This is a genomic window from Pseudoalteromonas tetraodonis (assembly GCF_002310835.1).
Lineage (GTDB): Bacteria > Pseudomonadota > Gammaproteobacteria > Enterobacterales > Alteromonadaceae > Pseudoalteromonas > Pseudoalteromonas tetraodonis.
The window spans coordinates 2,167,898-2,189,001 of the sequence record NZ_CP011041.1 but is presented as its reverse complement, the minus strand read 5'-3'; the positions used below and the strand labels follow the sequence as shown (position 1 = coordinate 2,189,001).

20 protein-coding genes and 10 tRNA genes are annotated in these 21,104 nt (G+C 41.2%); 13 read left to right on the top strand and 17 right to left on the bottom strand.

Annotated elements, in window-relative coordinates; all coding sequences use genetic code 11:
* Positions 1 to 36 precede the first annotated feature (36 nt).
* Positions 37 to 1,482: a tRNA (N6-isopentenyl adenosine(37)-C2)-methylthiotransferase MiaB gene (gene miaB / locus PTET_RS10245; protein ID WP_096038579.1), complete on the bottom strand. Its 1,446-nt coding sequence runs from the start codon at positions 1,480 to 1,482 to the stop codon at positions 37 to 39.
* A gap of 256 nt (positions 1,483 to 1,738) precedes the next feature.
* On the opposite strand from miaB, the gene PTET_RS10240 reads away from it, so the two are divergent.
* Entirely contained in the window at positions 1,739 to 2,920 is a 1,182-nt protein-coding gene (locus PTET_RS10240; RefSeq protein ID WP_036953941.1) for an FAD-dependent monooxygenase, read from the top strand.
* A gap of 124 nt (positions 2,921 to 3,044) precedes the next feature.
* Here the strand turns inward: PTET_RS10240 and PTET_RS10235 are convergent.
* The 16 genes from PTET_RS10235 to lolB all read right to left on the bottom strand — a co-directional run bounded on the left by PTET_RS10235 (position 3,045) and on the right by lolB (position 9,581).
* A tRNA-Gln gene (locus tag PTET_RS10235) sits at positions 3,045 to 3,119 on the bottom strand.
* A 39-nt stretch (positions 3,120 to 3,158) separates the two neighbouring features.
* A tRNA-Leu gene (locus PTET_RS10230) sits at positions 3,159 to 3,243 on the bottom strand.
* A 38-nt stretch (positions 3,244 to 3,281) separates the two neighbouring features.
* Positions 3,282 to 3,356: transfer RNA gene (locus PTET_RS10225), tRNA-Gln, on the bottom strand.
* Positions 3,357 to 3,396: 40 nt separating this feature from the next.
* Positions 3,397 to 3,481: transfer RNA gene (locus PTET_RS10220), tRNA-Leu, on the bottom strand.
* A gap of 66 nt (positions 3,482 to 3,547) precedes the next feature.
* Positions 3,548 to 3,622: transfer RNA gene (locus PTET_RS10215), tRNA-Gln, on the bottom strand.
* 41 nt (positions 3,623 to 3,663) lie between these two features.
* Positions 3,664 to 3,748 (bottom strand) — tRNA-Leu (locus tag PTET_RS10210).
* 95 nt (positions 3,749 to 3,843) lie between these two features.
* Positions 3,844 to 3,920 (bottom strand) — tRNA-Met (locus tag PTET_RS10205).
* Positions 3,921 to 3,925: 5 nt separating this feature from the next.
* A tRNA-Gln gene (locus PTET_RS10200) sits at positions 3,926 to 4,000 on the bottom strand.
* A gap of 38 nt (positions 4,001 to 4,038) precedes the next feature.
* Positions 4,039 to 4,123, bottom strand: a tRNA-Leu gene (locus PTET_RS10195).
* A gap of 65 nt (positions 4,124 to 4,188) precedes the next feature.
* Positions 4,189 to 4,265, bottom strand: a tRNA-Met gene (locus PTET_RS10190).
* A 322-nt stretch (positions 4,266 to 4,587) separates the two neighbouring features.
* Positions 4,588 to 5,679 (bottom strand): redox-regulated ATPase YchF, encoded by a 1,092-nt coding sequence (gene ychF / locus PTET_RS10185; protein ID WP_008467970.1) that lies wholly within the window; start codon positions 5,677 to 5,679, stop codon positions 4,588 to 4,590.
* A 53-nt stretch (positions 5,680 to 5,732) separates the two neighbouring features.
* Positions 5,733 to 6,317, bottom strand: coding sequence for an aminoacyl-tRNA hydrolase (pth, locus tag PTET_RS10180; protein WP_008467968.1), 585 nt, complete (start codon positions 6,315 to 6,317; stop codon positions 5,733 to 5,735).
* An 18-nt stretch (positions 6,318 to 6,335) separates the two neighbouring features.
* Positions 6,336 to 6,950 carry a 50S ribosomal protein L25/general stress protein Ctc gene (locus PTET_RS10175; RefSeq protein ID WP_013465331.1) on the bottom strand — a complete coding sequence of 205 codons (615 nt, stop codon included), beginning with the start codon at positions 6,948 to 6,950 and terminating at the stop codon, positions 6,336 to 6,338.
* A gap of 149 nt (positions 6,951 to 7,099) precedes the next feature.
* Complete coding sequence (locus PTET_RS10170) at positions 7,100 to 8,047, bottom strand: ribose-phosphate pyrophosphokinase (protein ID WP_008115168.1); 948 nt, start codon at positions 8,045 to 8,047, stop codon at positions 7,100 to 7,102.
* Positions 8,048 to 8,133: 86 nt separating this feature from the next.
* The gene (ispE, locus tag PTET_RS10165) at positions 8,134 to 8,991 is read right to left on the bottom strand and encodes a 4-(cytidine 5'-diphospho)-2-C-methyl-D-erythritol kinase (RefSeq protein ID WP_013465330.1); all 858 of its coding nucleotides are present in this window, start codon (positions 8,989 to 8,991) and stop codon (positions 8,134 to 8,136) included.
* Between the two features lie 2 nt (positions 8,992 to 8,993).
* Positions 8,994 to 9,581 carry a lipoprotein insertase outer membrane protein LolB gene (gene lolB / locus PTET_RS10160; RefSeq protein WP_013465329.1) on the bottom strand — a complete coding sequence of 196 codons (588 nt, stop codon included), beginning with the start codon at positions 9,579 to 9,581 and terminating at the stop codon, positions 8,994 to 8,996.
* Between the two features lie 83 nt (positions 9,582 to 9,664).
* On the opposite strand from lolB, the gene hemA reads away from it, so the two are divergent.
* The 12 genes from hemA to rlmM all read left to right on the top strand — a co-directional run bounded on the left by hemA (position 9,665) and on the right by rlmM (position 21,092).
* Complete coding sequence (gene hemA / locus PTET_RS10155) at positions 9,665 to 10,921, top strand: glutamyl-tRNA reductase (RefSeq protein WP_024602657.1); 1,257 nt, start codon at positions 9,665 to 9,667, stop codon at positions 10,919 to 10,921.
* Between the two features lie 7 nt (positions 10,922 to 10,928).
* Positions 10,929 to 12,014, top strand: a complete 1,086-nt coding sequence (gene prfA / locus PTET_RS10150) for a peptide chain release factor 1 (RefSeq protein WP_008115176.1) — start codon at positions 10,929 to 10,931, stop codon at positions 12,012 to 12,014.
* 2 nt (positions 12,015 to 12,016) lie between these two features.
* Complete coding sequence (gene prmC, locus PTET_RS10145; protein WP_013465327.1) at positions 12,017 to 12,856, top strand: peptide chain release factor N(5)-glutamine methyltransferase; 840 nt, start codon at positions 12,017 to 12,019, stop codon at positions 12,854 to 12,856.
* Between the two features lie 55 nt (positions 12,857 to 12,911).
* Complete coding sequence (locus PTET_RS10140; protein ID WP_013465326.1) at positions 12,912 to 14,465, top strand: DUF3369 domain-containing protein; 1,554 nt, start codon at positions 12,912 to 12,914, stop codon at positions 14,463 to 14,465.
* An 18-nt stretch (positions 14,466 to 14,483) separates the two neighbouring features.
* The gene (locus tag PTET_RS10135) at positions 14,484 to 14,858 is read left to right on the top strand and encodes a SirB2 family protein (RefSeq protein ID WP_013465325.1); all 375 of its coding nucleotides are present in this window, start codon (positions 14,484 to 14,486) and stop codon (positions 14,856 to 14,858) included.
* Between the two features lie 131 nt (positions 14,859 to 14,989).
* A complete protein-coding gene (locus PTET_RS10130) occupies positions 14,990 to 15,817 on the top strand; it encodes a tetratricopeptide repeat protein (protein WP_013465324.1) in 828 nt (275 codons plus the stop codon).
* Positions 15,818 to 15,838: 21 nt separating this feature from the next.
* Positions 15,839 to 17,092, top strand: a complete 1,254-nt coding sequence (locus PTET_RS19110) for a DUF819 family protein (protein ID WP_013465323.1) — start codon at positions 15,839 to 15,841, stop codon at positions 17,090 to 17,092.
* Between the two features lie 9 nt (positions 17,093 to 17,101).
* A complete protein-coding gene (kdsA, locus tag PTET_RS19105; protein ID WP_013465322.1) occupies positions 17,102 to 17,956 on the top strand; it encodes a 3-deoxy-8-phosphooctulonate synthase in 855 nt (284 codons plus the stop codon).
* 119 nt (positions 17,957 to 18,075) lie between these two features.
* Complete coding sequence (locus PTET_RS10120; protein ID WP_013465321.1) at positions 18,076 to 18,972, top strand: transcriptional regulator GcvA; 897 nt, start codon at positions 18,076 to 18,078, stop codon at positions 18,970 to 18,972.
* Positions 18,972 to 19,628, top strand: coding sequence for an alpha/beta family hydrolase (locus PTET_RS10115; protein WP_013465320.1), 657 nt, complete (start codon positions 18,972 to 18,974; stop codon positions 19,626 to 19,628). The genes PTET_RS10120 and PTET_RS10115 overlap by 1 nt, the downstream gene beginning before the upstream one ends.
* Entirely contained in the window at positions 19,621 to 19,989 is a 369-nt protein-coding gene (locus tag PTET_RS10110; RefSeq protein ID WP_167378570.1) for a DUF423 domain-containing protein, read from the top strand. Before PTET_RS10115 ends, PTET_RS10110 begins: the two co-directional genes overlap by 8 nt.
* 17 nt (positions 19,990 to 20,006) lie before the next feature.
* Positions 20,007 to 21,092 carry a 23S rRNA (cytidine(2498)-2'-O)-methyltransferase RlmM gene (gene rlmM, locus PTET_RS10105; protein ID WP_028834960.1) on the top strand — a complete coding sequence of 362 codons (1,086 nt, stop codon included), beginning with the start codon at positions 20,007 to 20,009 and terminating at the stop codon, positions 21,090 to 21,092.
* Positions 21,093 to 21,104 lie beyond the last annotated feature (12 nt).

Genomic DNA, 21,104 nt, shown 5'->3' with positions numbered 1-21,104 from the left:
TGCGCCAGCGTTAACGGGCGCAATGAATTTTTGCAACTAAGGTACGAAAGTAGCAACGCCAATTTCGTTAGCTGTCTCGGTTTTCTGCTCACTCGCTGCTTTGGTTAAAATAGCAGAAGGGGCAATTTCGCGGCGTAAGTTCATTTCTGATTCTGTACGAATTAAATCGCCACGTAAAGAGTTTGGTAGTGCCTCGGTAATACGTACATCGACAAACTGACCGATCACTGTGTGTGGGGCAACAAAGTTAACTACACGGTTGTTTTCAGTTCGGCCACGTAATTCCATTGGGTTCTTCTTAGAAGGACCTTCAACTAAAATACGTTGTTCGGTATCAAACATTTGGCGGCTAATTTGCTGTGCCATTTGTGTAATACGGTTTTGTAATAAGTACAGGCGCTCTTTTTTCTCTTGCTCGGTTACGTCATCTGGCAAATCGGCCGCTGGCGTACCTGGGCGTGCACTGTAAATAAAGCTAAAGCTCATATCAAAACCAATATCGTTGATAAGGTTCATGGTCGCTTCAAAATCGGCCTTGCTTTCACCTGGGAAACCTATGATGAAATCTGACGACATACTTAAGTTAGGGCGAATTTTACGTAGCTTACGAATAGTTGATTTGTACTCAAGTGCAGTATGGCCGCGTTTCATTAAGTTTAAAACACGATCTGAGCCACTTTGTACTGGAAGGTGTAAGTGATCAACCAGCTCAGGCACATCGGCATACGCATCAATTATGTCAGGCGTAAACTCAACGGGGTGTGAAGTGGTGTAACGAATACGGTCAATCCCGTCAATTGCGGCTACTAAACGGATAAGGTCTGAGAAATAGCAAATTTCACCATCGTGTGTATCACCACGGTACGCATTTACGTTTTGACCTAGTAAGTTAACTTCACGTACGCCTTGCTCGGCTAACTGTGCAACCTCTAATAACACGTCATCAACAGGGCGACTTACTTCTTCACCACGCGTGTAAGGTACAACACAAAAAGTACAGTATTTAGAACACCCTTCCATAATTGATACAAACGCAGAAGGACCTTCTGCTTTTGGCTCAGGAAGACGGTCAAATTTTTCAATCTCTGGGAATGAAATATCAACCACTGATGACCCTTTGTTACCTTGCACTTGTTTGATCATTTCAGGTAAACGGTGCAATGTTTGTGGGCCAAAAATAACATCGACAAACGGCGCGCGTTGACGAATTGAATCGCCTTCTTGCGATGCTACACAGCCGCCAACACCAATAATTAGGTCTGGTTTGTCATCTTTTAATAACTTCCAACGACCTAATTGGTGGAATACTTTTTCTTGCGCTTTTTCACGAATTGAACAGGTGTTAAGTAATATAACATCAGCATCAGCAGCTTCTTCAGTTAGCTGATAGCCGTTGGTCGCATCTAGAAGATCAGCCATTTTCTGAGAGTCGTATTCGTTCATCTGACAACCCCAGGTTTTAATATGCAGCTTTTTGCTCATTGAAATATAGCCTCGTGTTCAATTCGATAGTGGCACAAACATGTGCTAGAAACAGGTATAAGTGGCGCAATTATTAAATTTTGCTCGACTTAAAGGACGCGTATTTTAGCTGGATACACGCTCAAAACCAAGTATAGATTTCATGTTTGTGATCTGAAATCAATATAGTATGGGTTTAATAAGAGAATTAAGCGAAGCGCTCACACAGAGCAAACTAATTACGATACAATCAAAGTAGAGTTAAGTCAGAAGTAAAATGATGAAAAACATGGCTAAAAATAATGTAATTGTAGTAGGCGGCGGCATGGTTGGTGCCGCTATGGCTATTAAATTAGCGCAACAAGGTAAAGCCGTACGTGTTATTGAAAAACACCCAATAGATGCATCACTAGTGCTTAGTAGTGATGCAGTTGATATACGTGTATCAGCTATTAACCGCTTTTCGGAAAAACTGCTTGATCAGCTTGGTGCTATGCCATTGCTGCGCGAAAATAGACTCGCTCCCTATGAGCAATTAGAAGCTTTTGAGCGTGGTAACGATCATTTATTGTTTGATTGCCATGCCATCAATACCACGCATTTAGGTCATTTAATCGAGAATAAGTTAATTCAAGCAAGCTTATGGCAGCAATTTGAGCAGCATAATATTGAAATGATTAATCCTTCATCGGCTTTAACTGCAATAGAGCAAAACCCTGATAGCATTACCTTGCACTATAACGAACAAAGCTATACTGCTGATTTAGTCATTGCAGCCGATGGTGGGCAATCACAATTACGTAGCAAAGCCAATATTGGTATAACTGGGTGGCAATATCAGCAGCATTGTATGGGCGTGCTAATAAAGCTCGATGCACCACAACAAGTTAAAACATGGCAGCAGTTTACACCTACAGGGCCTGTTGCGTTTTTACCTATGCAAGCACCTTATGCAAATTTAATTTGGTATGACGATGCAAATACCCTCAAAGCATTTAAAGCCCTACAACCTAGCGCATTAAAAGCTCATATTATTGAAAAGTTTCCCAAGCTCGCTGGTGATTTTGAAGTACAAAGCCATGCTATATTTCCTCTAGCAAGGCAGCATGCTAATAATTATTCACAAGGGCGACTCGTTTTAGTGGGTGATGCGGCGCACACCATTAATCCTCTGGCAGGACAGGGCGTTAATTTAGGCTTTCAAGATGTGGCTGCCTTAGCTGAAGTGTTGCGTACAGCTGATGATGTAGGTTGCCCGCTAATGCTTAAAGAGTACGAACGTAGTCGTCGTAACGCTAATTTATTAATGATGAGTATGATGGATGCTTGCTACTTTGGTTTCTCAAACCAAATAGCCCCATTAAAATGGGCGCGCAGCACATTTTTAAAGTTAGCTAATAATACAGGGCCGGTAAAAAACTGGGTATTAAAATACGCAATAAGTGGTGAGCTTAGTTAGTTGACGAAAAGGCTCAAATTTGGGTCTTTTTTTATATCTGAAAAAATGTGGTATTGGATTATAAAAGTAAAAATATTAGTGATTTTGAAGTTAGTGTGGGGGGCAATCAAAGATGTGTGCAAATTGGCTGGGATACCAGGATTTGAACCTGGGAATGCCAGGATCAAAACCTGGTGCCTTACCGCTTGGCGATATCCCAACTCTAAATTTGGATGAGTTTTAGTTCTAATTAAGAACATGGTGCGGAAGGAGAGACTTGAACTCTCACATCCTAAGATACTGGAACCTAAATCCAGCGCGTCTACCAATTCCGCCACTCCCGCAGTTCTTATTCTTATACACATTCTTTGGTAGAAGAAGTTGGCTGGGATACCAGGATTTGAACCTGGGAATGCCAGGATCAAAACCTGGTGCCTTACCGCTTGGCGATATCCCAACTAAGAAATTGCTGATAATTTTAATTCTTATCAAGAATGTGGTGCGGAAGGAGAGACTTGAACTCTCACATCCTAAGATACTGGAACCTAAATCCAGCGCGTCTACCAATTCCGCCACTCCCGCATACAAATTTATGTTTATACTCCTAACAGAGTATTTCTTAATTCAACATTCTTTGGTAGAAGAAGTTGGCTGGGATACCAGGATTTGAACCTGGGAATGCCAGGATCAAAACCTGGTGCCTTACCGCTTGGCGATATCCCAACTAAGAAATTGCTGATAATTTTAATTCTTATCAAAGAATATGGTGCGGAAGGAGAGACTTGAACTCTCACATCCTAAGATACTGGAACCTAAATCCAGCGCGTCTACCAATTCCGCCACTCCCGCATTATCACTTTGAATTAATCAAAGAAATGGTAGTTATTTTAAACTCTTCATTGAGTTGCAATTTAACTCTTGCAGAGCCACTTCTAAAAAAGAAATGGTGGCTAAGACGGGATTTGAACCTGTGACCCCATCATTATGAGTGATGTGCTCTAACCAGCTGAGCTACTTAGCCATTGTTGGCTGGGATACCAGGATTTGAACCTGGGAATGCCAGGATCAAAACCTGGTGCCTTACCGCTTGGCGATATCCCAACAATAACAATTGATAGTTTTAATTCTTATCAAGAATATGGTGCGGAAGGAGAGACTTGAACTCTCACATCCTAAGATACTGGAACCTAAATCCAGCGCGTCTACCAATTCCGCCACTCCCGCATACTTTGTGTAATTAAACACTAGGTAGTTATTTTAAACTCTTCATTGAGCAACAAAAAAATAAATGGTGGCTAAGACGGGATTTGAACCTGTGACCCCATCATTATGAGTGATGTGCTCTAACCAGCTGAGCTACTTAGCCATCTTTTTTGTTAGCACTTCATCGCTGAGTGCGGGGCGTATTATGCTGATATGCCCCAAATTCGTCAACACCTTTTTTGCAAAAAAACACTTAAGTTGGTTTGTTTGCAGGAAAAATAGGCTAACCGGCTACTTTTTAATTAAAACGTTGCTTTTTTAACACTCTTTGTGGGCTTTGTATTGTAATTTTGGCTTTGCCTTAGAATTCTAAGCCTATAGTAAGGGTAGACTAATTATTACTTTTATTCGGCTGAAAAATAAAAAGGCTCGTAAAAACGAGCCTTTAAAAAACAATGAGCCACTTAACGTGGTGCAATGTTTAATTATACGTTGAACAAGAAGTTCATTACATCGCCATCTTTAACAATGTACTCTTTCCCTTCTTGGCGCATTTTACCTGCTTCTTTTGCACCGCTTTCACCTTTAAATGCAATAAAGTCATCAAAAGCAATTGTTTGTGCGCGGATAAAGCCACGTTCAAAGTCGGTATGAATTTTACCCGCTGCTTGTGGCGCTGTTGCACCCACTGGGATAGTCCATGCACGTACTTCTTTTACACCCGCAGTAAAGTAAGTTTGCAAATGTAGTAGCTCATAGCCACCACGAATAACAAGGTTAAGTCCTGGCTCTTCAAGACCAAGGTCAGCCATAAACTCTAATTTGTCTTCTTCGTCAAGCTCAGATAGCTCAGATTCGATAGCTGCACACACAGGCACAACAACCGCATCTTCAGCAGCCGCTATTTCACGGACACGATCTAGCAATGGGTTATTTTCAAATCCGTCTTCAGCCACGTTAGCAATATACATAGTTGGCTTAATAGTTAAGAAGTTAATAGGTGCAATGGCTGCTTTTTCTTCTTTTGTTAGCGCTAAAGAACGTAAAGTTAAGCCTTCATCAAGATGCACTTTTACTTTTTCAAGTACCGCATTTTGCTCTTTAGCGTCTTTATCGCCACCTTTTGCTTTTTTTGCATTACGGAACATTGCTTTATCAGCACTGTCCATATCAGCAAGAACTAGCTCGGTGTTGATCACGTCAATATCGTCAGCAGGGTCGATAGTACCCGCTACGTGAATAACGTTTTCATCTTCAAAACAACGAACTACATGGCCAATCGCATCTGTTTCACGGATATTTGCTAAAAACTGATTGCCTAGGCCTTCACCTTTCGATGCACCTTTAACTAAACCTGCAATATCCACAAATTCCATACTGGTTGTAAGAATACGTTGTGGGTTAACAATTTTAGCAAGTTCGTCTAGGCGAGGATCTGGCACCGGTACCACACCTGTATTAGGTTCAATGGTACAAAAAGGAAAGTTAGCGGCTTCAATACCCGCTTTAGTCAATGCATTGAAAAGTGTTGATTTACCAACATTAGGCAAGCCAACGATGCCACATTTAAAACCCATAGTAAGATACCTTGTTTAGATTCGTTTAATACGTGCGACCGTATACCCAAAAATTAGGGTTTAAACGAATGTAGTCTGTTTTGTGCTTTTAACACACCGTCTTTAGCAAGTATTTCCATACAACGAACTGCTTCATCAACTGCGGCATCCATTTTTTCTTGATCGTCCTTGGCTGCTTTACCAAGCACCCAACCGGTGACCATTTCGCGATGTCCTGGATGACCTACACCTATGCGTAAGCGCATAAAGTCTTTTTGATTTGCCATTTTTGCAATAATGTCTTTTAAGCCATTATGACCGCCATGTCCCCCGCCTTTTTTTAATTTAGCAACGCCCGGGTCTAAATCCAATTCATCATGGGCAACAAGTATGTCTTCCACGGGGATTTTAAAAAAATTGGCTAAACTACTCACCGCTTTGCCACTTAAGTTCATGTAAGTGGTGGGGATCAGTAATTTGAATTCTTTGCCTTGAATAATCACTTTGCCAGTAAGGCCGTGATATTTAGGGTCGTGTTTTAGCGTGCAGTTGTAGCGTGCAGCGAGTTCTTGAATGAACCAAGCACCTGCGTTGTGGCGTGTATTTGCGTATTCGGGGCCTGGATTAGCCAGGCCCACAAGCATTTGAATAGAATTCAAGGTGCGAGACCTTAAATATTATTCTGCAGCGTCTGAAGCGTCGTCTTCAGTTGGAGCTGCTTTGTTAGCTTTGATAGTAACGATAGACTGATCGTGGCCTTCGCCTTTACCAAGCTCAACAGATTGAACACCTTTAGGGAACGCAAGATCTGTAAGGTGGATTGAATCACCAGCAACAAGATCAGATACGTCTACTTCGATGAATTCTGGAAGTGACTTAGGAAGACAAGAAATCTCAACTTCAGTTAACTGGTGAACAACAGTTGCACCTAACTTAGTTACTTTCTCTTCACCGATGAAGTGTAAAGGAACCTTAGTTACTAGTTTATGAGTTGCGTCTACACGTTGGAAATCAAGGTGAGTAAGCTTAGGCTTGAAAGGGTGACGTTGGATATCTTTTAAGATTGCTTCAACTTTCTCGCCACCTACATTTAATGTAAGGATGTGAGTGTAAAAGCCTTCGTCTTCTTGTGCTTTGATCATATCTTTATGAGCAAAAGTAAGCGATACCGCTTCTTTATCAGCTCCATAAAGGATTGCCGGCACTTTGTCTTCGCGACGTAGGCGGCGGCTCGCACCAGTACCAGTTTCTACGCGAAGTTCAGCGTCATAAGTATAAGTTGTGTTAGACATGATGTCTCCAATAATTAAAAGTGTTAGGGCCTTTGCGACCAAGGTCCCTAGCCAAAAGGCGCGCTATCATACCACTGCGGGTTTATAAAATAAACATCGCTTACAAAAAAAGCGCCAAAAGGCGCTTTTATACTCATTAATGTTTAACTTTAGTGTTCAAACATTGCCGAGATAGATTCTTCGTTGCTAATGCGACGAATAGTCTCTGCTAACATATCTGCAAGCGTTAATACTTTAACAATATCAAGCGCTTTTAGTTCGTCAGACAGTGGAATTGAGTCAGTTACAATCACTTCGTCAATCACAGAGTTACGTAAGTTTTCTGCAGCTGTACCAGAAAGAATAGGGTGAGTAGCGTAAGCAAATACACGTTTAGCACCATGCTCTTTAAGGGCTTCAGCTGCTTTACACAATGTACCACCGGTATCAATCATGTCATCAACAATAATACAATCGCGGCCTTCAACGTCACCAATAATGTGCATTACTTGAGAAACGTTAGCTTGAGGGCGACGTTTATCGATAATTGCTAAGTCGGTATCGTTTAATAGTTTTGCAATTGCACGGGCACGCACCACGCCACCAATATCAGGTGATACAACAACCACGTCATCAAAGTCGCGGTTTTTCATATCTTCTAATAGTACAGGGCTACCAAATACGTTATCCACTGGTACATCAAAGAAGCCTTGGATTTGCTCAGCGTGTAAATCAACCGTAAGAACGCGGTCAACACCTACACTTGATAAGAAATCCGCAACCACTTTAGCTGTAATTGGTACACGGGCAGAACGTACGCGACGATCTTGACGAGCATAACCAAAATAAGGGATAACAGCAGTGATACGACCGGCAGATGCACGGCGTAACGCATCAACCATTACGATAAGTTCCATCAGGTTATCGTTAGTAGGGGCACAGGTTGATTGCAAGATAAAAACATCCGAGCCACGAACATTTTCATTAATTTGAACACTGATCTCACCGTCACTAAAACGGCCAACAACAGCATCGCCTAATTCAATATATAAACGTTTTGCAACTTTTTGAGCTAGGTCAGGTGTTGCGTTACCAGCGAAGAGCTTCATGTCAGGCACGGTAGGGTTCCTCAGGCACTGAATTTTTGGACTAACTTACATTGAGTGAACAAAGTAGGTTAACTTATGATTACTTGTACGTTACTTCATTTATCAATGATGGCGGCTAACTCCGTATGAGCAGGAGAGGTACTAACGCTGGATGCGATAAAACCCTGCCAAGTATGGGGGAGGTTAGCAAGTACATCTTGTGCTTGAACTTGGCTAGCAAATTCAACAAAACAACATGAACCTGTTCCGGTCATCTTTGATGGGGCGTATTTTAGCAACCACTGCAGGGTTTTTTCAACCTCGGGGCACAGCTTTTTCACTAAAGGCTCACAATCGTTGGTTAAAATTTGCTGTTGCCAGTCGCCAGAAAGTTTTGGTGTATCACGTTTTAAATCTGGGTGAGTAAATATTTGTGCTGTGCTGACATGTTGATTTGGGAAGACAACACAATACCACTTCGGCGGCAGTTCTAGGTACTCTAATTGCTCGCCAATGCCATGTGCTATGGCACTTTTACCTTTAATGAACACAGGCACATCAGCACCGAGTTTCAGGCCTAAATCAGCCAGTTCATCTAAAGATAGGGCTGTATTCCAAAGCGTATTAAGAGCTAAAAGCGTTGATGCAGCATCGGATGAACCGCCTCCAACACCTCCCCCCATGGGTAAGCGTTTAGTTAAATTTATTTTTGCACCCATATCCACTTTACAGTGGGTTTGTAATAATAACGCCGCTTTGTAAATCAAATTGTCGGTTAGCGCAATGCCATTGGTGTCGCCGCTAATACTTATAAGAGTATCCGTGCTTAGTTTAAAATGGAGCTCGTCACCATAATTTAAAAACGTAAATAAAGTTTCTAATTCATGGTAGCCATCATCACGGCGGCCATTAATGTGTAAAAATAAATTAAGCTTGGCTGGGGCAATCAGCGAAAATTCAGAGTGAGTATACATAGTTAGTTAAACTGCCAGTCATAGAGTTTGATTTTAATTTTAATCTTTTCATGGGTTAAGGTTAAAGCATTCGGTAACCAAAAACCGTATTTTTGGACGTAACTTGTGTAACTTATTTGCCACTTTTTGCCATTATCATCAAACCATAACACGCTTTTAGCACGCCCTAACTGATCAATTTCTAGGGTGTGATCGTCAATGGTAGCTTTTAACCATGGGCCTGCGTTATTAACCGGTAAAGTAAACCCTGTTAAACGTTGTAAAAGTGCACTGGCGTTACTATCAAAATACGGTTGGTTATCAAAGATTAATTCGGCGCCGACTGCGGTTTGTTTAAGCGATAAAATCCGTGTGCCAATAAACGTGGTTAACACTAAATGATTACTATTTTGTGTTTGTTGCCAATTTAAGTTGGCAGATTGGCGCTCATCTGGGCTAATAAACGCAAGTTTACCGTCTACTTGCCAAGTTTTTTGCTCGCCAAGGCGTAACTTCCAGTCTTCGTAAAGCTCTGTTTTGTAATTGTTTTTACTCACGCAGCCGGTTAAAAATACAAATAGCAGTGTTAAAATCAAATATTGTCGAGTCAAATGTTGTTCCTTACTTTCCATATTCCTGAGATTTTTGATAAAATTGCCGCCTATGTAGTAGGGCTCAGCAATATTTGGCAGATATGACCATAATAGCACTTGGTATTAATCACAAAACCGCATCCGTAGAATTACGAGAAAAAGTGGCCTTTTCGCCTGAGCAAATTTCAGAGGCGCTACAACAATTAAGTGGCCATGCCGACTTTAATGAAGCGGTTATTGTCTCTACCTGTAATCGCACTGAGGTGTATTGTAGCCTTGCACAGCAAAATTCCCAAACATTGTTGCAATGGTTGGCCAGTTTCCATGGTTTAGATGAACATGAACTGAGTAAAAATATCTACTGTCATGAAGACAGCGCTGCAATAAATCATTTGATGCGTGTAGCCTGTGGGCTTGACTCGCTGGTGTTAGGCGAACCACAAATTTTAGGGCAAATAAAACAAGCCTATAATAGTGCCAAAACCCATGATGCGGTGGGCGTTACGTTTGACCGTTTGTTTCAAAAAACGTTTTCGGTGGCAAAAGAAGTCCGTACCGAAACCAACATTGGTGCCAGTGCAGTATCTGTCGCCTTTGCGGCAGTTAATTTAGCAAAGCATATTTATGGAAAGCTGGATAAAACCAAGGTGTTACTCATTGGTGCCGGTGAAACCATAGAGCTGGTAGCAAAACATTTATACCAAAATGAGCCGCAAAAAATTACAGTTGCCAACAGAACAATAGAAAGAGCGCGCAGTTTAGCCGATGAAGTATCAGCCGATGTTATTGCGTTGGCACAATTGCCTGAACGTTTGCATCAAGCTGATATTGTGATTAGCTCCACCGCCAGCACTTTACCTATTATTGGTAAAGGTGTAGTTGAGCAAGCACTGAAACAACGCCGCTATAAGCCGATGCTGTTTATTGATATAGCTGTACCACGCGATATTGAAAGCCAAGTCGGTGAACTCGACGACGCCTACTTGTACTCGGTCGATGACTTACAAGCCATTGTTAGTGAAAACATGGCTGCTCGTGAGCAAGCGGCAGAGCAAGCACAAATTATTATTAGTGAGCGCACCAAAGAGTTTTTTATGTGGTTGCGCTCGCTTGATTCAGTGGATTTAATTCGCCACTACCGTAATGATGTACAAACAACAAAAGCAGAACTTGTAGATAGGGCGCTTAGTCAGCTAAATACAGGTAAAGACGCAGAAAAAGTAATTTTAGAGCTGGCCAATAAATTAACCAATCGCTTAATGCACGCGCCTACCCGTGCCATCCAAGATGCAGCGAAAAAAGGTGAAGTGGCTCAGTTAAACCAATTGAAAAAAATGTTAGGTATAGATCAGGAATAACAGTTAAATGAAAGAGTCCGTTTATCGTAAATTAGAAACCTTAGTTGAGCGCTATGAAGAAGTTCAAGCGCTACTAAGTGACCCATCGGTCATTAGTGATCAAAACCGCTTTCGTACTCTTTCAAAAGAATACTCTGAGCTTGAAGAAGTGGTGAAAACGTTTTTAGCATACCAGCAAGCACAAGAAGACTTGAGTAGCGCTGAAGAAATGCTAAAAGATTCAGATCCTGAAATGCGCGAAATGGCACAAGAAGAATATAAAGAAGCAAAAGCACAAATTTCGACTTTAGAAGACGACATTCAAGTGCTTATGTTGCCTAAAGATCCGAAAGACAATAACAACGTGTTTTTAGAAGTTCGCGCCGGAACAGGGGGCGACGAGGCCGCTATTTTTGCTGGCGACTTGTTTAGAATGTACAGCCGCTACGCAGAAACAAAAAAATGGAAAGTAGAAGTTGTGACGACCAACGAAGGTGAACATGGCGGCTACAAAGAAGTAATTGCTAACATCAGCGGTGAAGGTGTGTATGGGCAATTAAAATTTGAATCAGGCGTGCACCGTGTACAGCGCGTCCCAGAAACTGAGTCACAAGGGCGTGTACATACCTCAGCCTGTACTGTTGCTGTCATGGCTGAAGTGCCAGAAGCCGAAGCCATAGAAATTAATACCGCCGATATTAAAGTTGATACCTTTAGAGCATCGGGCGCGGGTGGACAGCACGTTAATAAAACCGACTCTGCCATTCGTATTACTCATTTACCAACCGGTGTTGTGGTTGAGTGTCAAGATGAGCGTTCTCAACATAAAAACCGTGCAAAAGCGATGTCGGTATTGGCAGCGCGTTTGCAACAGGCTGAAGATGAAAAACGTCATGCTGCTGAGGCGTCTGAACGTCGTAATTTAGTGGGCAGTGGCGATCGTTCTGAGCGTATTCGCACATACAACTATCCGCAGGGACGTATTACCGATCACCGTATTAACTTAACGCTTTATCGTTTAAACGAAGTGGTAGCTGGTGATTTAGGCGCTGTGGTTGAGCCGCTAATGCAAGAGCATCAGGCCGACTTATTAGCAGCGATGGGCGACGATTAATCGTGAACCTCACTGTTGAAAACGCTATTACTACCGGTGCTAATTTATTAGCATCAAGTAGTGATAGCGCAAAGTTAGATGCTCAAGTACTACTGCTTAATATTTTACAAAAGCCACGTAGTTATTTATTTACTTGGCCAGAAAAACAATTAACGGATGAGCAATCACAAGCGTTTGAGCGTGCATGTGAGCGTCGTTTAAACGGCGAGCCTGTTTCGCACATTACAGGGTATCGTGAGTTTTGGAGTTTACAGCTTGAAGTAAATCCAACAACACTCATTCCTCGCCCTGATACAGAAACCTTAGTCGAGCTTGCGCTTTCATGTAATGTACCAAATGACGCCAAAGTGCTCGATTTGGGCACAGGCACTGGAGCAATTGCACTTGCGCTTGGTAGTGAAATGCCTACATGGGATATTATTGCCGTTGATCGTATTGATGATGCGGTGGCACTGGCCAAACGTAATCAAAAACGATTAGCGATAAATAATGTGTGTGTTGAACAAAGCAATTGGTTTAGCGCGTTAAATAATAAAAAATTTGATCTAATTGTAACCAACCCTCCCTATATAGAATATAACGATAAACACTTGCACCAAGGTGATGTGCGCTTTGAGCCTTTGTCTGCATTGGTTGCAGATGATGCTGGATTAGCTGATATTAAACAAATAATTACACAATCACGTGACTATTTACATTCTAATGGCTATCTTTTAATTGAACACGGATTTGAGCAAAGTGCAGCTGTTCGCCATATATTCAACCAAATGGCGTTTATAAATGTAAGCACAGTGAAAGATCTTGGTAATAATGACCGCGTAACTTTCGGACAATGGCCTTAACTTATTAAAAATAGCCCCGTTGTTTGTTTGCATATGTTTTAAGGAACTCTTTGTGATGGAAGATTTTTTATTTTCAAATGAACAACCACCTGAAGTAGTAAGTGAAGAGCAAGGAACATGGAAAGTTCTAATTGTTGATGATGAACCCGAGGTTCATGCTGTTACGCGTTTAGCGTTGAGTGATTTTAAGTTTCAAGATAGACGCTTGGAGTTTATTAGTGCTTATTCCGGCGCAGAAGCGAAAAAGTTGATTGATGATCATCCTGATGCGGCCATCATCCTGCTCGATGTTGTTATGGAAACAGACGATGCGGGTTTGCAAGTAGCAAAATACATTCGTGATACCGTTAAAAATAATTATATTCGCATTATTCTACGAACCGGGCAGCCAGGCCAAGCACCCGAGCGCCAAGTAATCGTAAATTACGATATTAATGACTATAAATCTAAAACTGAACTCACCGCACAAAAATTATTTACCGTTATGATGGCAAGTCTTCGCTCTTATCGCGATATTATTTCGATTGAGCAATCGCGTGAAGGGCTAGAAAAAATAATCACCGCTTCGCGCAATATTTTTGCAACCCATTCAATGGATAACTTTATTGAAGGCGTGATGCAGCAGCTTACTTCTTTACTAAACGTTGCTGATGAAGCCATGTATGCCACCACCTTAGTTGCACAAAATCCGTCAGAGGAGATGAATAAAAAACTGATTGTTTGCTCTGGTACCGGCGATTTTGCTAAGCGCGAGGGAGAAGAGCTAGAAACCGTACTAGCAGAAGACCAACTGTTAGCGTGCCAAGAGGCCCTTGCTAACAAAGCAATTGTGTACAGAGATGATTACTTGTTTGCTTATTGCAGCAGTAAATTTAACCATAATTCAATGTTGTTTGTATCAGGTGTGCCGTCAAAGTTGACGGATACACAACGAAACCTAATTGAAATCTTTTCTCAAAATGTGCAGTTGGCATTTGAAAATGTGCAGTTACACACTGAAGTTGAAGCCACACAACAAGAGCTTGTTTATCGTTTAAGTGAAGCCGTTGAACAGCGCTCGTGCGAAACGGGTAATCATGTAAAACGGGTTGCTTATATTTGTTATGAATTAGCATTAGCCTACGGGTTATCTGAAGAGCAAGCGAATTTAATTCGCTTTGCATCGCCTTTACATGATGTGGGTAAAATAGGTATTCCGGATGCAATTTTAAATAAGCCTGGCAAGTTAAATAGCGAAGAGTGGGAAGTTATGAAAACTCATGCTGGAAAAGGCTATGCTATTTTGAAAGATTCACCGCGTAAAATAGTCAGCGCAGGGGCATTAATCGCACAGCAGCACCACGAAAAGTGGGATGGATCTGGTTACCCTAGTGGATTAAAGGGGGAGCGTATTGATATTTTTGCCAGAATAGTGGCATTGGCTGACGTGTATGATGCACTGCGCCATAAACGTTGTTATAAAGGTGCGTGGACACTTGAAGAAGCGGTTGCGGAGATAAACGCAAATAAAGGAACGCATTTTGACCCTAAACTTGTTGATGTATTTAATGATAAACTTGAAGACCTCGAAGCGGTACTTTTACGCTTTCCTGACAAAACACATAACTAAACAGAAGTAACAATACATATGGATTATTTAGCATTAAAACACTCACACATGGCCATTGCGCTAGTGAGTATTATTTTATTTTACGTACGTTCTTTTTCTCGTATGGGCAGTGGCAGCCTTGCCAAAAATAAATTGGTTTTTATTGGTAGCCACAGTATAGACACTTTATTGATTGTCTCAGCCATCGGTTTAATGGCAATGGCTAAAATAAACCCATTAGAGCAGCTTTGGTTATTAGAAAAAATTATTCTAGTTATCGTTTATATTGTTGTGGGTATTATTAGCGCTAAACAAACGACAACCGTTCCAAAAATCGTATTTTTAGTACTTAACACCGCTGTTATTTTAGCTATTGGTTACTTAGCAACAGCTAAAGCCCCGCTGTTGTTATAATTAACAATGCCTATTTAAGCTTTGCACACCAAAGGTGTAAAGCTTACCTCTTCAATTCATTTCTGATTATTGGTATCTAGCTTTAAAATTAGGTAAACTACTTCTTCGTTTTCTAGAATGTTGTAGTATGAATGACCACCCTCGGGTTTGATGAACACGATGAATCTTATATAGAAGATGCTTACGATGATTTTTTGCCGCCGGCTATATATCGTTGTATCAAAGCGGAAGCTAAATGGGATCCTCAAATAGACTTAACACCAAGTCTTGAAATACTTACTGCGTTTGAGCAGCAAATAGAGTCTATTTGTCAGCAGATGCCGGACGAACACGATCGCCTAGATAAACTACTTGATAGCTTTTATAGTGAGTGGCTATTTAGTGCATCAAGCTTGAAAGTTCCTGAGTATAAGTTAAATAGCATCAGCTACACCTTGTCTATGCGCAGTGGCACACCGACAACCTTAGCTATTTTGTTATGCCACTTTTTACAGCATGCTAAACTCGATGCCAGTGTAAGCATAACTCAAGGCGAAGTGGGCATTCACGTCGCAATGAGTGATGAAGAGGGTTATCTTGTCGACCCTAGCAGTGGCCAACAAAGTTGGTACATCATTCCTGAAAATATTGATGAAGAAAATCCTCAAGAACAAGAGCCTTTAGAGCTTATTTTTGAAGACGAAGTGTATAAATTATTTTTAGCGCAGCAAAAATGGTCTTTCATTAGTGAAAATAAATTTGGTCATGCATTAACTTGCGTCGATTTATTAATGGAAATGTTAGGTGATGATCCCTATGAGCGACGCGACAGAGGTTATTTACTAAATCAGCTTGGATGCCCTAAAATGGCACGAGATGATTTACAGTTTTTTGTTGATGAATGTCCTGATGATCCTGCTATTGAAATCATTCTACATCAAATTGAAGAACTTGAAGACAATCATAAAACTCACCACTAAGAATAAAAAATAGGAAATGTTATGGCTGATCCCCAAACTGCATTAATTACCAATGATGCCGTTGTACTTGGTTTATTGGCGATTATTTTAGGGTTTATTTTCAAAACCTCAAATAGTCAACGCCCAGGTCTTGTGGCATTTTATAAATATGTACCGGCATTATTGCTGTGTTATTTTTTGCCGTCATTGTTAAATACCTTTGGTATTGTTGATGGTTCTCAATCTAACGTGTATTACGTCGCTTCGCGATATTTACTGCCAGCGTGTTTAATTTTGCTTACCATCAGTATTGATTTAAAAGCGATTATTAATTTAGGTCCTAAAGCATTAATTATGTTTTTAACCGGCACCGTAGGTATTGTGATTGGTGGCCCATTAGCTATTTTAATAATGAGTGCTGTTTATCCAGAAGCGGTAGGGGGACATGGCCCTGACGCTGTTTGGCGTGGTATGACAACCATTGCAGGTAGCTGGATTGGTGGCGGTGCAAACCAAGCATCTATGAAAGAAATGTTTGAAGTGGGTGGCGATATTTTCTCAGCCATGGTCACCGTGGATGTGATAGTGGCTAATTTATGGATGGCAGTATTATTATTAATGGCAGCTAATCATAAAGCGATTGACGCTAAAGCCGGTGCAGATACCACCGCGATTGAAGACTTAAAGCAACGTGTTGAAAAATACCATGCAGAGCATGCGCGTATGCCAACGCTAAATGATTACATGATGATTATTGCTATTGCCTTTGGTATTACCGGTTTAGCGCACTTTTGTGCAGATATTTTAGGGCCCTTCTTTGCCAATAATTATGCGTGGGCAAAAGAATACAGTTTAAACAGTAAGTTCTTTTGGCTTATTGTTATATCAACGACGATAGGTATTTGCTTATCGTTTACCAAAGTACGCCATATTGAGGCGTTTGGTTCATCGAAAGTGGCGTCAGCCTTTTTGTATATTTTAGTGGCATCGATTGGCCTGCATATGAATGTAATGGCGATTTTTGATTCACCGATGTATTTTGTTATTGGTGCAATTTGGATGTTAACTCACGCAAGCTTAATGCTCATTGTGGCTAAATTAATTAAAGCGCCGTTATTTTATATGGCTGTTGGCTCACAGGCCAATGTAGGTGGCGCAGCGTCTGCCCCTGTTGTGGCCGCTGCATTTCATCCGTCACTGGCACCGGTCGGCGTATTATTAGCTGTACTTGGCTATGGTGTAGGTACATATATGGCGTATATTTGTGGATTAATGATGCAAGCAGTTGCACCATAAGGAATTAAAATGAACAACCAAGTTATTAATATCAATGAAATAGAACTGGCAAATAATAAACCTTTTGTTTTATTTGGTGGCATGAATGTGCTTGAATCACGCGACTTAGCGATGCGTATTGCCGAGCATTATGTTGAAGTGACCACTAAATTAAATATTCCTTATGTATTTAAGGCGTCATTTGATAAAGCCAATCGATCCTCAATTAATTCTTACCGCGGTCCAGGCATGGAAGAAGGCTTAAAGATATTTGAAGAGATTAAAAATACCTTTAATATTCCGCTTATCACCGATGTGCATGAACCTCATCAAGCAGCACCGGTTGCAGAGGTTGTTGATGTTATTCAGCTACCGGCGTTTTTGGCTCGTCAAACAGACTTGGTGGTTGCAATGGCTAAAACAGGCGCGATTATTAATGTGAAAAAGCCACAGTTTTTAGCTCCGCATGAAATGCGTCATATCATTACTAAATTTAATGAAGCCGGAAATAATAATGTGGCCTTATGTGAACGTGGTTCAAGCTTTGGCTATAACAACCTAGTGGTTGATATGCTAGGTATGGATGATATGAAAACCATGGCTCCCGTTATATTTGATGCAACTCATGCGCTGCAGCGTCCTGGCGGTCGAGCTGACTCAGCCGATGGTCGTCGTGCTCAAGCTGCTGAACTTGCCCGTAGCGGTATGGCATTGGGTATTGCAGGCTTATTTATTGAAGCGCACCCCAATCCAAATGAAGCAAAATGTGATGGCCCCTGTGCATTAGCATTGAGCAAGTTAGAAGGGTACTTATCGCAAATGAAAGCGGTGGATGATTTAATCAAGAGCTTTGCCCCTCTTGATACCAGTGCTAGCGATTTATAAAGTTGATTAGCACTTTAAAAAGCGACTTAGGTCGCTTTTTTTATGGCTTGAATATACTCTTTCCTAGCATAGGTATATAATTCACCGCATAAGAAAAACTAATTCTAAGCTTGGTTGCCATGTCAAGACGAGTTCCTCCATTAAACGCGCTGAAAGCTTTTGAAGCTGCAGCACGTCATTTAAGCTTTACTAAAGCCGCAGAAGAGTTGTATGTCACGCAAGCTGCGGTGAGTCATCAAATAAAAACGCTTGAAGAGCATTTAGGCTTAAAGCTGTTTTTACGTAAAAATCGCTCGTTATTATTAACCGAAGAAGGCCAAGGTTACTTTTTAGATATTAAAGAGATTTTTACTCAGCTAATAGATGCAACTGAAAAGCTACTAGCCCGTGGTGCCAAAGGCTCGTTAACCGTAAGTTTAACCCCCAGTTTTGCGATTCAATGGCTCATTCCTCGATTGAGCTTATTTAACGAATTACACCCAGAAATTGATGTGCGAATTAAAGCCCAAGATCAGGATGAAAACTCGTTAACAGACGATGTTGATATCTCAATTTATTATGGTCGCGGTCATTGGAGTGGGGTGCAAGCCTATAAACTGCACACTGAGTATTTAGTGCCGTTATGTAGCCCGTTACTGTTAAATGGCCCCAGAGCGCTTAACCAACCCAGTGATTTAGCAAACCATACCTTGCTACATGACACCACCCGTAAAAACTGGAAAACCTGGATGAAAACCGCCGGCGTACGTAATGTACAAGTTAACCAAGGACCTATATTTAGTCATTCTTCTATGGTGTTACAAGCTGCGGTACATGGCCAAGGTGTTGCAATTGGTAACAGCGTACTAGCAAAACCAGATATTGATGCAGGACGTTTAGTGATCCCGTTCAATCACAGTTTAGAGAGTAAAAATGCCTATTACTTAGTGATCCGTGAGTCACAAAATGAGTTAGGCAAAATTGTATCGTTTAAAGACTGGATGTTAAGTTTAGTTGAGCAGGAGCAAGAATATTAATGAGCATCGAATGGGTTAGAAGTAGTCAGCAACCGGCAATCGCACAGTTTATATTTGCTCATGGCGCAGGGGCTGGCAGTGATTCTGAGTTTATGCAAATCATGGCTAAACAACTCAGTGAGTACGGTATTGACGTTGGCTTGTTTGATTTTGAATATATGCAAATTGCTAAACAAACTAACAAACGTCGCCCACCAGAGCGAGCGCCTAAACTACTTACTTATTTTGAACATATAGTGACTCAAGCTGATGCAAATTTACCGCTATTTATAGGGGGTAAATCAATGGGCGGGCGCATGGCATCGATGCTTGCCTGTTCGACCTCTCATCCTGTTTTAGGTGTGCTTGCGTTTGGTTATCCGTTTCATCCTCCGGGCAAGCCAGAAAAACTGCGTACAGATCATTTTGCAGACATACCGTGTCCTTTTTTAGTATTACAGGGGGAAAGGGATACCTTTGGCACCCGCGAAGAGCTTGCCACAATGGCCATGCCAAAGCAGCCAAAGTATGTATGGTTAACGGATGGTGACCACTCACTAAAACCGCGTAAAAAAAGTGGCGTGACTGAGCAACAAAACCTGAATGCTGCGGCAATACAGGCAGCAAGCTTTATAAAGAATACGCTTGAAAATTTAAAAGAGGATAAACATGATTAAACTATTTTTATTAGCAGGCAGCTTTTTTTGCATGCTTTCAGTGATACTGGGCGCATTTGCTGCTCATGGTCTGAAAAGTCGTTTATCAGAGTACTCCATTGATATTTTTAAAACCGCCGCTGAGTATCAAATGGTACATGGGCTGGCGTTAATTGCAGTGGCTATTTTAATTAAGTGGGGTATGCACCTCAGCATGGCGGGTGGTTTTTTTATTGCCGGTACATTGTTATTTAGTGGCAGCTTATACTTATTGGCCTTAACAGGGTTGAAGTGGCTGGGCCCAATTACCCCCTTGGGTGGGCTGTGCTTTATTATTGGTTGGATAGTTATTTTAGTGCAAGTTGCACGATTTAAGTTTTAAAGAGTTTAAGGGTTAATATGTCTAGTGTTGTGATTTACTGTCGTAGTGGTTTTGAAAACGATGCCGCTGCTGAAATAACGTTTCACGCTGCCGAACAAGGATTTGCTGGGTATGTAAAAGCAAAACCAAATACCGGTTATGTTATTTATGAATGTTTTGAAGCGCAGCACAGCGACGAAATAATCAAAAAAGTTGATTTTAAAAATATGGTGTTTGCACGCCAATGGTTTGCCGGTAACCTAATTGAAAATATGCCCGTAGAAGATAGAGTAGGCGCTATTGTAGATGCCGCAAAAGATTTTACTTTGTGTTCTGAGCTTCGTGTCGAAACACCCGATACCAACGAGGGCAAAGAGTTACTGACTTTTTGTAAAAAAATATCGACCCCGCTTAAAAAAGCCCTCGAGAAACAAAACACTGTATTGCGTGAGCCAAAAGCAAATCGCCCAGTAATGCATGTGCTGTTTTTAGCTAATAATACTGCGTATGTGGGTTACTCATATAGTTATAACAACTCTCCCTTTTTTATGGGGATCTTACGTTTACGTATGCCAAGCGATGGCCCAAGTCGTTCAACGCTTAAGTTAGATGAAGCGTTTAATGTGTTTATTCCTGAGCAACAGCGTGAGTCACGCGTACAAGCTGGGATGCGCAGCGTTGATTTAGGTGCATGCCCAGGTGGCTGGACTTATCAGTTAGTTCGCCGTGGTATGTTTGTTAGCGCGATAGATAACGGCCCAATGAACGAAAGTTTAATGGAAACGGGTCAGGTAAAGCATTTTAGAGAAGATGGTTTTAAATACCGTCCAGAAAAAAGAAACATCACTTGGTTGGTTTGCGATATGGTAGAAAAGCCGACTAAAGTGACTAACTTGATGATTGACTGGGCAGTAAATGCTTATGCAAAAGAGCTTATTTTTAATCTGAAATTACCGATGAAAAAACGCTTTGATAGTGTGTATGAATGTTTAAAAATGATCAGAGAAGAAATGGCCAAGTACGGCATAAGCTATGAACTTCAAGCTAAGCATTTATACCATGATCGTGAAGAAATAACGGTGCACTTAAATGTCACTAAAGTGCCACAGAGCTTATATAGTTAATCTATTAGCGAG